At 72.4% G+C, this 14,263-nt stretch carries 14 protein-coding genes; 7 read left to right on the top strand and 7 right to left on the bottom strand.

The features are described 5' to 3' along the window. Positions 1-9: 9 nt before the first annotated feature. From B0I32_RS09960 to B0I32_RS09975, 4 genes are all read right to left on the bottom strand, one after another. Positions 10-1,173, bottom strand: a complete 1,164-nt coding sequence (locus B0I32_RS09960) for an NAD(P)-binding protein (RefSeq protein WP_106236934.1) — start codon at positions 1,171-1,173, stop codon at positions 10-12. A gap of 82 nt (positions 1,174-1,255) precedes the next feature. Beyond that, entirely contained in the window at positions 1,256-2,392 is a 1,137-nt protein-coding gene (locus B0I32_RS09965; protein WP_106236936.1) for a hypothetical protein, read from the bottom strand. 143 nt (positions 2,393-2,535) lie between these two features. Beyond that, positions 2,536-3,666 carry a hypothetical protein gene (locus tag B0I32_RS09970; protein ID WP_245955716.1) on the bottom strand — a complete coding sequence of 377 codons (1,131 nt, stop codon included), beginning with the start codon at positions 3,664-3,666 and terminating at the stop codon, positions 2,536-2,538. Positions 3,667-3,902: 236 nt separating this feature from the next. Beyond that, positions 3,903-5,099: an MFS transporter gene (locus tag B0I32_RS09975; protein WP_106236937.1), complete on the bottom strand. Its 1,197-nt coding sequence runs from the start codon at positions 5,097-5,099 to the stop codon at positions 3,903-3,905. 72 nt (positions 5,100-5,171) lie between these two features. Here B0I32_RS09975 and B0I32_RS09980 point away from each other — a divergent pair, with 72 nt between their 5' ends. Beyond that, positions 5,172-6,014, top strand: a complete 843-nt coding sequence (locus B0I32_RS09980; RefSeq protein WP_106236939.1) for a LysR family transcriptional regulator — start codon at positions 5,172-5,174, stop codon at positions 6,012-6,014. Between the two features lie 89 nt (positions 6,015-6,103). Here the strand turns inward: B0I32_RS09980 and B0I32_RS09985 are convergent, their stop codons facing one another. Next, a complete protein-coding gene (locus B0I32_RS09985) occupies positions 6,104-6,415 on the bottom strand; it encodes a hypothetical protein (protein ID WP_106236940.1) in 312 nt (103 codons plus the stop codon). 168 nt (positions 6,416-6,583) lie between these two features. On the opposite strand from B0I32_RS09985, the gene B0I32_RS09990 reads away from it, so the two are divergent. Continuing rightward, entirely contained in the window at positions 6,584-6,985 is a 402-nt protein-coding gene (locus B0I32_RS09990; protein ID WP_106236942.1) for a nuclear transport factor 2 family protein, read from the top strand. A 79-nt stretch (positions 6,986-7,064) separates the two neighbouring features. Here B0I32_RS09990 and B0I32_RS09995 read toward each other — a convergent pair whose 3' ends face one another. Together B0I32_RS09995 and B0I32_RS10000 are read right to left on the bottom strand one after the other, a co-directional pair. Further along, the gene (locus B0I32_RS09995; protein WP_146178105.1) at positions 7,065-7,901 is read right to left on the bottom strand and encodes a hypothetical protein; all 837 of its coding nucleotides are present in this window, start codon (positions 7,899-7,901) and stop codon (positions 7,065-7,067) included. Positions 7,902-8,035: 134 nt separating this feature from the next. Then, positions 8,036-9,112: a threonine aldolase family protein gene (locus tag B0I32_RS10000; protein WP_106236945.1), complete on the bottom strand. Its 1,077-nt coding sequence runs from the start codon at positions 9,110-9,112 to the stop codon at positions 8,036-8,038. Positions 9,113-9,303: 191 nt separating this feature from the next. Between B0I32_RS10000 and B0I32_RS10005 the strand changes: the two genes are divergently transcribed. The 5 genes from B0I32_RS10005 (at position 9,304) to B0I32_RS56395 (ending at position 14,199) form a co-directional block, all read left to right on the top strand. Then, positions 9,304-10,095: an alpha/beta fold hydrolase gene (locus B0I32_RS10005; RefSeq protein WP_106236947.1), complete on the top strand. Its 792-nt coding sequence runs from the start codon at positions 9,304-9,306 to the stop codon at positions 10,093-10,095. Positions 10,096-10,124: 29 nt separating this feature from the next. After that, the gene (locus tag B0I32_RS10010; protein ID WP_106236948.1) at positions 10,125-11,498 is read left to right on the top strand and encodes an FAD-binding oxidoreductase; all 1,374 of its coding nucleotides are present in this window, start codon (positions 10,125-10,127) and stop codon (positions 11,496-11,498) included. 44 nt (positions 11,499-11,542) lie between these two features. Then, entirely contained in the window at positions 11,543-12,190 is a 648-nt protein-coding gene (locus B0I32_RS10015) for a chorismate mutase (protein ID WP_106236950.1), read from the top strand. Between the two features lie 191 nt (positions 12,191-12,381). Next, positions 12,382-13,692: a sensor histidine kinase gene (locus B0I32_RS10025; RefSeq protein ID WP_146178106.1), complete on the top strand. Its 1,311-nt coding sequence runs from the start codon at positions 12,382-12,384 to the stop codon at positions 13,690-13,692. 54 nt (positions 13,693-13,746) lie between these two features. Continuing rightward, a complete protein-coding gene (locus B0I32_RS56395; RefSeq protein ID WP_146178107.1) occupies positions 13,747-14,199 on the top strand; it encodes a hypothetical protein in 453 nt (150 codons plus the stop codon). Positions 14,200-14,263 lie beyond the last annotated feature (64 nt).

Here is a 14,263-nt window from a genome sequence, read left to right on the forward strand (position 1 = left end):
GTCCCTGGCTCACCGGGTGGCGTGCTCGGTGAGGTGGAGGGCGAGCAGGGCGCCGCCGGCGGCTCTGAGCGCGCTGGCGACGGAGATCTCACCGCGCATGCCGGGCGCCGCGACCATGTCGCCCGCCAGGAACACGCCGTCGCCCCGGTCGACGGCCGGGCGGTCGCGCCAGGTCAGGCCGGGCAGGTCGAGCGCGCCGCCACGGTGCCTGGCCGAGGCGGAGCGCCGCCAGGTCGTCCGCTCGCGCCAGCCCGGCACCGCCAGGTCGGCCAGCGCCTCCACCCGCCGGGCCGCCCCGGCCCTGCCCTCGTCCCTCCTGATCGGCATCTGGAGCTGGAACAGTGTCTCCCCGTCCGGGGCGGCGGCCGGATCCTGCATCGAGTAGGTCTCGTGAAAGCCGCCGGCGTCCAGATCCCAGGCGACGAACCGATCGCCGCGCGCCGAGCGTACGGCCAGGTCGAACAGCACGCAGTCGCCGCTCTCCCAGCGCAGGCCCGGGTCGCCGAGCAGCAGCCGGGCCGAGGACAGCTCGGTGGCCACGATCACGGGCCCGTCCGGCAGCTCGTGCACCCGCGCGCCCAGCTCGACGGCGACGCCGAGGTCACGAGCCCTTGCGGCGAGCCGGTCGATCACCGCCTGCCAGCCGCCGGCCACCCAGCGGACCGACGGCACGCGCAGCGCGAACACCCGGCGCAGCAGGTTCCACACGAACGCCGCCGACAGCCGTCCCGTGTCGGCGTCGTACGTGACCACGCTGATCGCGTTGGCCGCCGCCCTGGCGGTGCGCTCGCCGTACCGGGCCGAGGCCCAGGTGTGGAAGTCCACGTCCACCGGCGCCGTCGCCGGGCCCGTCGCCATCATCCGGACGAATCCGGCCGGCGGCAGCGCCCGCATCCGGCCGTCGCGGACAAACCCCGTCCTGAAGTCCCGCAACGCCGGCCGGCCCAGCGCGCCGACCAGCCCCCGCTCCCGCAACCAGGCCCAGTTCGGGTCGTCGGCGTAGAAGACGTGACCGCCCGTATGAGCCAGGTACGGCCCGCCGATCGCCCGCCCCCGCCCGCCGAGACTCCGGTGCGCCTCGTACAGCGTCACCCGCGCGCCCGCCTCCGCGCAGGCGACGGCCGCCACCAGCCCGGCCACCCCGCCACCGATCACCACGACCTTCTTCGCCACGTCGCTCTCCTTCCTCGTCTACGAAGGACGACGGGAAGGCGGCGAATGTGACATGACATTCCCGTCCCGGGGCGATCGGCCGTCAGCGACGGCGGAAGAGGACGATCGACTCGGAGTCGCCGTTCACGATCGAGGCGGCCAGCCACAGCTGTGACGTGCCCGGGATCCGTTCGACCACCGCCCTGGTCACCTCGCCGGGCGACGGCGAGCGCTCGCGCGTCCACGTCCGGCCGTCCCAGTGCAGCAGCACGACGTGCTTCGGCGGGGTCTCGGTACGCAGGCTCGCGATCCACACGTCGTCCGGGCCGAAGGCCGTCACGCTGGTCAGGTTGCCCCGCCAGTCCGCCGGCAGCGCGACCCGCCGCCAGGACGAGCCGTTCCACCGCATGACGAGGGGGCTCTCCCCGGTCGCTCCCACCGCCCACACGTCGGACGGGCTGTTCTGCCAGACGGCGCCCAGCGTGCCGCTCTCCGGCACCCCGGGCAACTCGGCCTCCCGGTAGCCGCGGGCGGTGCCGTGCCAGATCATCGGCCGGTCCATGCGGGTGCCGGCGATCCAGGTGTGCCCGCCGCCCGCGCTCACCGCGCGCAGCTCGGAGCCCGGCCGGCTGACGCCGAGCTTCCTGGTCCAGCGGGCCCCGTCGCCCTCCATCACCTGGAAGGACGACATGAGCACCACGCGGGCGCCGTCCACCGCGACGTCCCGCGTGCTCATCGGCGAGCGATGGCGGCGCCACGAGCTGCCGTTCCAGTGCAGGGCGACGGGCTTGTCGAACGAGCCGCCGCCCACCGCCCAGACGTTGCCCGGCCCGTCGGCGTCGACCGCCGCGAGGCTGCCGGTGTAACCCGCCGGGAGCATCCGCCAGCCGGAGCCGTCCCAGTGGCGCAGGGTCATCGCGACCTCGTCCTCCCAGCCCTTGTAGCCGGCGGCCCAGGCCAGGTCGGGGGAGGCGGCGCTCACGTCGTACAGGCCCCGCTCCCAGGCGCCGTCGTCGGGCAGGCCGGGAACGCGCTCCCATCGCGCCGACACCGGGACGTCCGCGTCGCCCGGCGTCTCCGTCTCCGTCTCCGTCGGTGGCGGTGTCGTCAGGGACGTGGGTTCTGGCGGGGACTCGGACCCGGTCGGTGACCCGGACGCGCTCACCGAGGTCTGCGGAGGCCCGGCGGCGCAGCCCTGCACGAGCAGACACGCCACGACGACCAGCGACCGTGCCCTCATCGGCGCCTCCGCGACAGCTCATGACGGACAACGACGGATCATACAGTCGAACCGCCTCAGATCCGCCGGGCCGAGCCGGCCTCAGGTCCGCGGCCGCGCCGGACCATGGCGGCTGCCGTGGCGGACCGCGGGTGCGGCCGTCGTCAGCACCAGGTCAGCGTGGAGTTGATCCTGGTCACGTTGCTGATCGTGTTGTTGCTGCCGGTGCACGGACTCCACCTGATGCCGGTGTTGGAGACCGTCAGGTTCTGGAACCGGATCCCTGACGACGGCGCGAACTCCGTACGGGCCGCGATGCGGACCTCGCCACCGCCGCTGATCGTCCCCGACGCGCCGGCGATGACGACGTTGTGGCAGTTCTCCACCAGGACCGCGTTGTTGCCGGTGTTGGCGAGGTCGACCCGGTCGATGGTGGCGCCGCCGCTCTCGGAGACGCAGAAGATCCCCCGGCCGCCGCCGCGCGCCTTGACCGTGCCGACGCGGATGTTGGTCGGGTAGGAACTGCCGATCCGGCCGTTGCGGTTGGCCATGCGGAAGGCCGCGTACCCGGTGCCCGCGCCGGCGTTGTCGGCGTCGACGGTGCCGACCGTCGCGTTGACGGTCTGGTTGAGCAGCAGCCCGGACTCGCCGACGTTGCGCGCCGTCACGGTGCCGACGGTCAGACCGTCCACGCCGTACGTCTCCATCGCGTGCGAACTGGCCCCCTGCACGTACACGTTGTCGACCCGTATGTTGCGGCTCCACTGGCTGGTGTCGCCGCGGTTGTCGACGCGCACGCCGAGGCCCGCGCCGAGCCGCATGTCGATCTGGCCGAGCCAGACGTTCGTGACGTTGCGCAGGAAGACGCCGTAGACCGGGGTGCCGGTGACGTTCAGGTACGGGACCTCGATGTTCGTGGTGCCGCGCGAGTAGATCGGCGCGTAGTCGCCGGAGCCCGAGCCGGTCACGTTGACGGTGCCGCAGACCGACAGGGAGGTGTGGCTCGGCAGCGAGATCCGGCTGCCGGCGCTCATCGTGCCGTTGCCGCGGACCACGACGCGCTGGATCGAGGTGCGCCCGGCTGTGAGGCTGCCGATGCCGGCCTGGACCGCCGCGCGGAAGTCGGTGCCGGTGTAGACGCTCGCGCCGGCGCTGTTGCGGGCGGTCCAGGTGCTGCCGCTGACCGTCACCTGCGCCTGGAAGGAGCCGTCTCCGCAGGCGGCGGCGGACGCGGGCGCCGCACCGAGCACCAGGCCGGCCGTGCCGGTGATCAGTCCGGTGATCGTCGCGATCACCTGGGAGAGTCTTCTCGGTCCTGGTAGAGCCCCGAAGGCTGCTGTTAGCGCTAACATCGCAAGATCGTCCCTTCCTCGCGGGATGACGGTGATCGCCCCACAGCAAAGAGGACGCCCTGACGCCTGTCAATGCCGCTGTCAGCGTTCCGGCCGCCCGCCGGATCACGTACGACGACGTGACAGTGGTCAGGCCCGCGAAAGCACGCGAGCCGCACGGATCGGGCCCGCTGAAAGTTTCAGGTCCTTGTCAGATCGGCGATCGGCGGCGCGACGGCGGCCGTTCCCGAGCGCCAGAGCAGATACCCCGTCAGCGCCGCGAGCAGCCCCGCCAGACCGGCCGCCGCGAAGCCGCCCGCCGAAGTGGACACGTCGATCGCCATCCCCACCACCGGAGCCCCGAGCGCGAACCCCGCGCCCGCCGCCGACGAGTGCAGCCCGGTCGCCTCGCCGCGCACGCCGGCGGGCGTCAACCGGCTCACCGCGTCGGTGACCGTGACCAGGGTCGGCGCGGTCAGCAGCCCGATCCCGACGACGGCGACGCAGAGCCAGGGCCAGGTGGGGGCGAGCCCGGCCGGAATCGTCACCAGCGCGAGCAGCCCGAGCAGCAGCCAGGTCGGCACCGGCCGGGGCAGCGCGCCGTACACCAGACCACCCACGACGGAGGCCGCCCCGCAGACGGCGACGACCAGCGCCGCCCACGAGACCCGACCGGCCTCGCGAAGCGTGGCCACGATGGCCAGGTCGACGCCACTGAGCAACATCGCGACGCCGAACCCCATGAGCAGCACGGCGACCACCCGCACTCCCAGCCACTCCCTGCGCCGGGGCCGGCCCGCCGCCGCGCCGGACGTCTCGCCCTCGGCCCGCAGCGGCGGGTCGAGCAGCATGATCCCGGCCCCGCCGGCGACGATAGCGGCGCCCACGCCCCACGACACCACGCCGGGGGAGAGCGTCGTGGCGAAGAGGATCACCACGGCCGGGCCCACCAGGTACGACACCTCGCCCGCCACCGACTCCAGCGCGAACGCGGCCCGCCGCTGCTCCGCCGTGGTCATCGCGGTGATCGCCTGCCTGGTGACCGCCTGGACCGGCACCATCAGCAGCCCGGCCACGAAGGAGGCGCCCACCAGCACCACGTACGGCAGCACGGGCACCGCCGACCAGAACAGGAGCTGCGGCACGATCGTGATCGGCAGCACGGTGCGCAGGCCCCGCCGGTCGATCATCCGCCCCAGCACCGGCCCGCCCAGCGCGACACCGGCGGTGAGCGCCGCCACCACCGCTCCCGCCGCCGCGTAACTGTGGCCGAGCGTGACGACGACGACCATCGTCAGCGCCATCGCGTCCGCCGTGATCGCGGTACGGGCCAGCAGGGAGATGCCCAGCAGCGGCGTCAGCCCCGGCACCGCGAGCACCTGTCGAAATCGGGTCACTGGTTCGACGGTAGTCATCCGGACAGGCCATAGGAAGACGTCATTTCGTAGGATAAGGCATAATGAATTGTTATGCCCCGTGACCTTGAGACCGTGCTGCTGCGGTCGTTCGTCGCCACCGTCCGGGCGGGCAGCATCAGCCGCGCCGCGGCGGCGCTCGGCCGCACCCAGCCCGCGCTCAGCCAGCAGTTGCGCAAGCTCGAACGCACCGTCGGCAGCCCGCTGCTGCTCCGGGCGCCGTCCGGCGTCACGCTGACCCGGGTGGGGGAGGAGCTGCTGCCGTACGCCGAGCGCATCCTCGCCCTGTCGGCTCAGGCGCTGGCCGAGACCGGGCGGGCGCTCACCGGGCACTGCGGCCTCGGCCTGCACGAGGACCTGGCCGCCTCCCGCCTGCACCAGGCCCTGGCCGACCTCGCCCGGCTGCATCCCGGCGCGACGCTGGAGGTGCTCACCCTCACCGGCGCGGCGACGCGGGAGGCGTACGACTCGGGCCGGGTGCAGCTCGTCCTCGACGAGGTCCCCGACCTGCCCAGGCCGCCGAAGTGGACAGTGCGGCTGCCGCTGGTGTGGGCGGTCGGGCAGGGGGTCGCCGTCGACGCCGACCCGCTGCCGGTGGTGCTGTTCGCCAACCCGTGCGCCTGGCGGACGGCGGTGCTGGACGCGATGGAGGGCTCGGGACGTCCGTGGCGGGTGGCGTTCGAGAGCAACAGCCTGGCCGGGGTGCTCGCCGCCCTACGGGCCGGACTCGGTGTCGGGGCGCTCCTGCCCGCCAACCTCGAACCGTCCATGGCCTGCCACGACGCCTCCGCGCTTCCGCCCCTGCCGGACGTCGAACTCGGCCTCGCCCGCCACCCGGGCACCGAGGGCGACGCGCTGGTCGACGCCGTCGAGACCGCCCTGCGACGCATGCTCTGATCGCGGGTGGACACGGCCGCACGCCTCAGCCGGCATGGACGGCCGTGCGCCCGGACGCGGCTCGGCCGGTCCGGGCGCACACCCCGCCCCTACGCGCAGTTCCAGCGGATGCCCTGGAACTGCCGGCCGTACCGCTGCCACCACAACGTCCGCGTGACGTACGCGGTCAGGATCTGGCAGTCGGAGTCCGGCCCGCGCCGCTTGACCTGGAAGGAGATCGAGTAGTTGCACTTGTTGGAGACCCGTACGTGGTGCTTGAACCTGCTGGTCCAGTGCGTGACCTGACCGCACCCGCCCTGCGCCGTGGCGGCGACGGCAGGAGCGGGAACCACGGCCGCCGGGACGGCCAGCGAGATCGCGCCGGCGACGGCGGCCGCGCCCAGTCTGGCGGTGAGTTTCATGTGCGTTCCTCCCCGTTGGTGTGATGAGAGGAACGTACGGCGGCGCGGATTGAGATTCTGTTGAGCCTCGGTTGAGCGACCCCCGTCACCGGGCCCGATGGTCGAACAGGCGGTTGCTGGAGTACAGGGCGTAGACCATCGGCCACCTCGGTGCGTCATGGTAGCCCTATGAGCCCAGACACCCACCCGAACGCCGTACTCACCCGGCGCCTGTACGAGCTGGCCGGCGCCGGCGACCTCCCCGGGTATCTCGCCCTGCTCGCCGACGACGTCGTCTTCCACATCGGCGGCGACTGCGTCGTGACGGGAGAGCACCGCGGTAAGGACGCCATCGTCAGGCTCGGCGCACTCGTGAACGAGGAGACGGCCGGCACCTTCCGCACCGGCCTGCTCTCCGTCCAGGCCAACGACTCCCACGCGGTCACGCTGCACCGGTGGACGGCGGAGCGCAGGGGCGAGCGGGTCGAGATGGACAACTTCATCGTCTACCGCTTCGAACGCGAGCTGGTCGCGGAACGCTGGGAGTACGTGTCCGACCAGCACGCCCACGACACCTTCTGGCGCCGCTGACACCGCCGGCGGGCAGGTAGCGGGGCTCTCGGCAGCGTGCTACAGGCCTTTTCCTATCCGTGCGGCGGACCCCTCGCGTTCAGTCGTCGTCGGAGAAGACCAGTTCGTCCCTCGTCGCCACGAGTTCGGCGGGAGGTGGCTTGACGTCGATCGGGTCGTGCCAGCCGGAGTACCGCTCATCGGTAATCACCACATGGCGGTCTTCGACGCTCCAAGGGCTGTCGGGCTCGTCATAACGCGTCTGGCACCTGCGTACGAGCTGATCCGAGCCGAGCCACAGCCGCCACTTCACCGGCAACTTGCGGTAGCTCGCGTGCTGTCCGATGGGTTTGTTCACGTTGTCCACCCACACGCTCGGATCCAGCTTGTACAGCGCGCCGATCGTGGTGCTGCCCTCGTAGAGGGTGGTGCGGGTGCCGTCGTAGACGCCGGCGGGGTGCTTGGCCGTGGTGGTGGCCAGCACGTGCCGGAGGACCGCGGGATCACTCAGCCTGATCTGCCCGCACGATATGAACAGGTCGTTCTTCTTCTTCTTCTTCGACACGATCCAGGACTTGCCCGCCGGCAGGTAGTCAGGGTGTTCGGGCTCCCAGTTGTAGACGCGGTAGAGGAAGGCGATGCTCCGGGAGTCGCCCAGTGAGGACGAGAAGCGGAGGTCGCTGGCCACGATCCCGCCACCACCGAATTCGAACACGGTCTTGGCCCGGCCGGTGAGGCGAACCTTCTTCGGCCCCAAGACGGAGCGAAACACCGCAGTCTCCCGCACCCCGCCATGACCGTTGAGTTTCCGCTTCAGCGCCGCGACCGGATCGGGACGGGCGGCGGCTTCGGCGGGCACGCCGGTGATCGAGACCGAGACCGAGACCGAGATCGAGGCCGTCAGCACAAGAGCCGGCCCAAGCGTCCATCGACCCATGCCCATGCGCTCCCCGCTCGATTCCGTGCCGCCGGGAACCGACGGCCGGAGGAGATCTTCGCGGATGAAGATCTCGACGACGTATCGAAGCCGTGCCCGATCGCGACGCCGTCGGTCGGACACTCCGCGCCCCCTCAGCGGGCGCGGGCCAGGACGTCGTGGATGAGGCCGACCACCTCGTCGGGGGTGAACTCCATGGCGTTCTCGCCGACGCTGACCTCGAACGCGGACCGGCCCGGCTCGGACGCCGAACGTACCCGGCCCCAGAGCTGGATGCCGTGCTCGGCGAGGATCTCCTGACCGGCTCGCTCGACGGCGTGGCGGCCGGCCGGCAGGTGGACGTGGAACATCGGGGTCTGCGGCGGGTCGGGGTGGGCGCGGGCGGCGCCGTCGGCGTTGATCGCGGCCGCGATGGCGATGGCGTGCTCGCGGTAGGCGGGCATCCTCTCCGCCAGGGTGTCGAGGTGGACCAGCGCGGCCAGGGCGAGCGGCCAGGCGTCGCGGATGCCGCCGCCGAGCCGTTGCCGCCACACCCGGGCCGCCTCCACGGTGGCCGAGTCGGAGGCGAGCACGGCGCCGCGTACCCCCTGCAGGCTCTTGTAGAGGGAGACGTAGACGGTGTCGAACAGGGCGGCGATCTCGTCGAACGGCCGCCGGTAGTAGGTCTGGGCCTCCCACAGCCGGGCGCCGTCCAGGTGCGCGGCGGCGCCGGTGGCGCGGACGAGCGCGACCTGCTCGCCCAGCTCGTCCCAGGTGGGCAGCAGGCCGCCGAGGTCACGCTGCGGCAGCTCCCAGACGGCCGCGGCGAGCGGCTCGCCGGCGGCCGCCGCCAGGTCCGCGGCCGTCATCAGCTCGTGCGGGTCGCCGGTGCGGCGCAACCGCAGCCTGTGCACGGCGTTGTAGCCCTGCTCCTCCCACACGTCCAGATGCGACTGCGGATGGGCGGCGAACGTACGGCGCCCGAGCCGGTCGGCGTGCACCCGCAACGCGGTCTGCTGGGCCATCGTGCCACTGGGGAAGAACAGCGCGCTCTCCTTGCCGAGCAGCTCGGCCAGCCGCCGCTCCAGCACCGCGACGGGACCCTGCGGCCCGTCGGCCGGGGTGTCGTCGTCCACCAGGGCCAGCATCTGCTCCAGCATCCGGCGCGGCCCCCGGCGGATGGGCGCGTGCAGGAACAGGGAGCGCCGCACGGGCGGGCTGGATTCGGGCATGAACGTCGTCCTTTCCCGGGTCTGTTGCGGTACGTATCTTGCCAGCCAGAGGAGAGGTAGAACGTTCGGTCTTGACGAATGGATCGGAAGTGGCCAAGATAAGACCGAACGTTCTACCTCGGCGCTGCGCCTGCCGAAGGAACGTCGCCGCCGCTTCGTCCGAAGCAACACATGAACCGAAAGGTCGCATCATGCGCAACCGCGTGCTCCGTCGTGTCGCCCTCGCCGTCGGCGCCCTCGCCCTGATCGGCGCCACCGCGCCGAGCGTGGCACTGGCGGCCGGTGAGACCTCGGCCCGCAAGCCGACCGTCGTGCTCGTCCACGGCGCGTGGGCCGACTCCTCAAGCTGGTCGCCGGTGATGGAACGACTGCGCAAGGACGGCTATCCGGTCCGCGCCATCGCCAACCCGCTGCGGGGGCTCACCAGCGACACGGCCTACGTCAACAGCTACCTGGCCGCGATCGACGGCCCCATGGTGCTGGTCGGCCACTCGTACGGCGGCGCGGTGATCACCAACTCCGGCGTCTCCGACCCCGACGTCAAGGCCCTGGTCTACATCGCCGGGTTCATCCCCGCGAAGGGTGAGACGGTGGGCGAGCTGGCGGCCAAGTCCCCGACGCCCATCCCGCTGGTCTCGACCGAGGTCCCGGACGGCACGGAGGTGTCCATCGACCCCGACCACTTCCGCGACGCCTTCGCCGGTGACGTCGACAAGACCACCGCCGCCGACCTGGCCGCCGCCCAGCGGCCCGCCAACACCAGGGCGGTCACCGACGCCGGCGTGGAGGAGGCGTACCGCACCGTTCCCGCCTGGAGCCTGATCACCCGCCAGGACCACGCGATCGCCCCCGACGTGCAGCGCTTCATGTCCAAGCGGGCCGGCGCGCACATCGAGGAGGTCAGCGCCTCCCACGCGGTGATGGTCAGCCGTCCCGACGCCGTCACGCGGGTGATCGAGGACGCGGCCCGCAACGCCCGGTGAAACGCGTCCCTTCCCGAGATGGGGGTCCCATGCCCACGACGACACATCCACGACTCGGCCGGCTGATCGGCACGCTGCGCCAGGCCGTCCGCACGGGCCGGGTGGTCACCACCGGGCCCGACTACGACGCCGGCCGGGCGATCTGGAACGGCGCCGTGACCGCCCGCCCCGGCGTCATCGTCCGGTGCGCCGACCCGGCCGAGGCACAGGCCGCCGTGCTGGCCGCGCGGGAGAACGGGGTGCCGCTCTCCGTACGCGGCGGCGGCCACGACTGGGGCGGCAGGTCGCTGAGCGACGGCGGCCTGACCATCGACCTCTCCGGCCTGCGCCGGGTGACGGTGGACGCCGAGGCGAAGGTCGCCGAGGTGTCCGGCGGGGCCACGGCGGCCGACGTCGTCCGTGCCGCCCAGCCCTTCGGCCTGACCGCCGCGACCGGCTCCGCCGGCTCCGTGGGCATGGCGGGCCTGACGCTCGGCGGCGGTTACGGGCCGCTCAGCGGCCGCTTCGGGCTCGCCCTGGACAACCTGCTCTCCGCCGACGTGGTGCTCGCGGACGGCTCCGTCGTCACCACCGATCATGAACGTGAGCCGGACCTGTTCTGGGCACTGCGTGGCGGCGGCGGGAACTTCGGCCTCGTCACCTCGATGCGGGTACGGCTGCACGAGGTGCCGACGCTGCTGTCCGGCATGGTGCTGTTTCCGTGGGAGCAGGCCGGGACCGTGCTGGCCGGGCTGCCGGACGTCCTGGACGGGAGCCCGGACGAGCTGACCGTGCAGTTCGGCGTCCTGGCCGGACCCGACGGCAAACCGCTGGTGTTCCTCTCGCCGACCTGGAGCGGCGACGACGCGGCTGCGGGCGAACGCGCGCTGGCCCGGCTGGACACGCTCGGGACGCCCCTCGTCTCCCAGGTCGCCCCGGCCACCATGCCCGAGCTGCTCGCGGGCATCGACGCGCAGTTCCCCTTCGGCCGGCACGTCGAGATCCGCCCCCGCTGGGTGCCGTCGCCGACCTCCGGCGTACGTGACGTGCTGAGCCTCGCGGGCTCCACCCTGACCTCGCCCTACTCGGCCGTGTCCGTGCACAGCCTGCACGGGGCCGCGGCCCGCGTACCCGTGAGGGAGACGGCGTTCGGCAACCGCGACCCGCACCTGATGATCGAGGTCATCGCCCTCTGGGAGCCCGGCGACCCCCGTGCGGCGGAGCACCGCGCCTGGGCCGCCGACCTGACCGGAGCCCTCGATCCCGACACGCTGCCCGGCGGTTACCCCAACCTGCTCGGGGAAGACGAGGTCGCACGGATCGCCCACGCCTACGGCCCGAACACCGAGCGGCTGCTCGCGGTCAAACGCCGTCATGACCCGGACCACGTCTTCCGCGCGATCCCGCTGCCGGACCCGTCCTGAGGCCGGCCCTTAAGCAGCCCATATATCCAAATAAAGGTGGACAAATGAACCTGCGAACGAGGATGACGCGCTACACGATGATCGCCGGAATGTTCGGTGCGGCGACCATGCCGGCCGCCCCTCAGGCCATGGCCGCGGCGACGCCCACGAGCGCCGTCGGCAGCGCGGCCGAGGCCGGCACGTCACGGGGCAGGCTCGGCCCGCTGACGGACGGGGTCATCGAGCGGATCCGGGTGAGCGACGACGTGGCGGCGGCCAAGTTCGGCACCGGCTCGCCCATCGAGGATCCCGTACGCGAGGAGCAGGTCCTGGAGCAGGTGCGGAAGCAGGCCGTCGCGGCCGAGCTGGACCCGGACGCGGCGGTGGCGTTCTTCCGTGACCAGATCACCGCCAGCAAGGTCGTGCAGAAGGGGCTGTTCGCCCGCTGGACCGCGCACCCGCAGGAGGCGCCCACGACCCGCCCCGACCTCGGCCAGATCCGGGAGCGGCTCGACCGGCTGACCACGGACCTGCTCGCCGAGCTCAAGAACACCGAGCGGGTGCGGGACCAGCCCGTCGCCTGCACGGTGCAGCTGGGCCTGGCCACCGCGTCGGGGGCGGCGCGGGAACGGCTGGACCGGCTCCACCGCCGGGCGCTCAAGGCGGCCACACAGTCCGTGTGCCGCTCCGATGCGCCGGCCGGGCGCCGCTGACCGCCTCCGCCGGGCCTTACGCCCGCTCCATAGCGTCGTCATGACTGTTTTCGCTGGTCAGGGGAACGTTCCGGAGGGTCGGATCCGCTGGGAGGGCCGGGGCCATGGAACACCTCCACCCGCGGGCCGCCCGCTTCGCACCGTGGGTGGCCGAGCATCTCAGGCGGTCCCATTGGTCCATCCGGGCCCGGATGACGATGCTGGCCGCCGTGGTGGCGACGGTGCTGTGCGTGATCACGTCCGTGCTGATCCTCGATCACCGGCACGAGGAGACGACGGCGCGCCGGCTCGCCCGCCTGTACGCGGCGAACCTGGAGCTGGCGCACCGCTTCGCGCACCGGGACGCGCCGGAGGTCATCGACCTCGAGAACGTGCCCGCGATGCAGCTGGCCGCTGTCGCCGGGCAGGTGGTCTCGGCGACCCCCCGGATGCGGGGCCAGCCGCGGATGGCCACGTTCGTGCCGCCACGGCGATCCGCGGCCACGGATCGGCTCCTGTGCGACGTGCCCGGCTTCCCTCACCGGTGCGTGCTCGTCGCGGCGATGTGGGTCCCCGCCGCCGGCGGCGACCTGATCGCCTACAGCGCGCTGCCCGCCCCGCCGTGGTACGTCAGTGAGGCGCTGGTCGCGGAACTGGCGGCCGGGTCGGCGATCCTGCTGATCGTCATGATCGTCGGGACCTACTGGATCGTCGGCCGGACCCTGCGTCCGGTCGAGCTGATCACCGCCGCACTCGCCGGGGCCGCCGCCGGCGATCCCGGTCACCGGGTGCCCGTGCCCGCCCACCACGACGAGATCCGCTACCTGGCCACCGTCGTCAACGACACCCTCGAACAGCAGGAGTCGGCCCTGCGCCGGGAGCGGCGCTTCGCCGCCGAGGCCTCCCACGACCTGCGCACCCCGATCGCCGGCGCCCGGCTGCGCCTGGAGGAGGCGCTGATGGACCCGGCCGCGGTCGACTGGCCGTCCCTGGCCAAGGACCTGCTCAACGACGTGGAACGGCAGCAGGCGATCGCCGAGGACATCCTCACCCTGGCCCGCCTGGACCCCGAACGGTCGTCGCAGCGCGAGCGCACCGACCTGGCCGACCTGGTCCGCTCCGAGCTCCGGCGCCGCCTGCCCGGCCGGGTGCCCGTGCACACCGACCTGCGGCCGGGGGTCTTCGTCGAGTGCGAACGGGTGCTGCTCGGCCGGCTGCTGACCAACCTGGTGGACAACGCCCAGCGCCACGCCGCCACCGCCGTCACCGTCGCCGTCAGGGCCGAGGACGGCACCGCCGTGCTGGCGGTCATGGACGACGGCGCCGGCATCGCCCCGGAGCACCGCGAGATCGTCTTCGAACGCTTCGCCCGGCTCCCGGAATCCCGCGCCCTCGACCCCAAGGGCACCGGCCTGGGCCTGCCCATCTGCCGCGAGATCGCGCACGCTCACCAGGGCTCCCTGACCATCGAGGACTCCGCCCAGGGCGCCTGCCTGGTCCTGCGCATGCCACGAGCCGGCTGAGGACCTGCCGGAATCCGGCTGCGCCCGCCGGAGGGTCCTCGTTACCTTGCTCGGGTGACACTCAGGCAGATCAACGACAACTGGGTCGGAGACGGCATCGACGACCTGGTCGCCTATTTCGCCGCCGACCCCAATGAATATGCCGCGCACCAGGTGATCGTGGCACGCTGCGCCCACTGCGCGGGTCAGGTCTTCGTCCTGGAGACCGACGAATCCTCGACCTGCGTACGCCGCACCTGCGTCCAGTGTGACCGGACCATCTTCATGCTCGACGGAGAGGAGCACTGGCCGACGGAAGAGGCCGAGGCCGAGTACTTCGTCGAGTGCGCGTGCGGCGAGGACCGGTTCGAGACGGCGGTCGGTTTCACGTTCTACGACGACACGCCGGACTCCGACGTCCGCTGGGTCAGCATCGCGGCCCGGTGCACGGCCGACGGACTCATCGGCTACTGCGCGGACTACAAGATCCGCTACGGGCCCTCCCACCACCTCGTCGACGCCGTCTGAAAGGCGGGCACCCGGGAGATTCCGCTGCGACTCACTTGCCCGCGACCGGGCGAGCCGCTGACAC

Origin of the sequence: Nonomuraea fuscirosea (genome assembly GCF_003001935.1) — a bacterium.
GTDB classification, from domain to species: domain Bacteria; phylum Actinomycetota; class Actinomycetes; order Streptosporangiales; family Streptosporangiaceae; genus Nonomuraea; species Nonomuraea fuscirosea.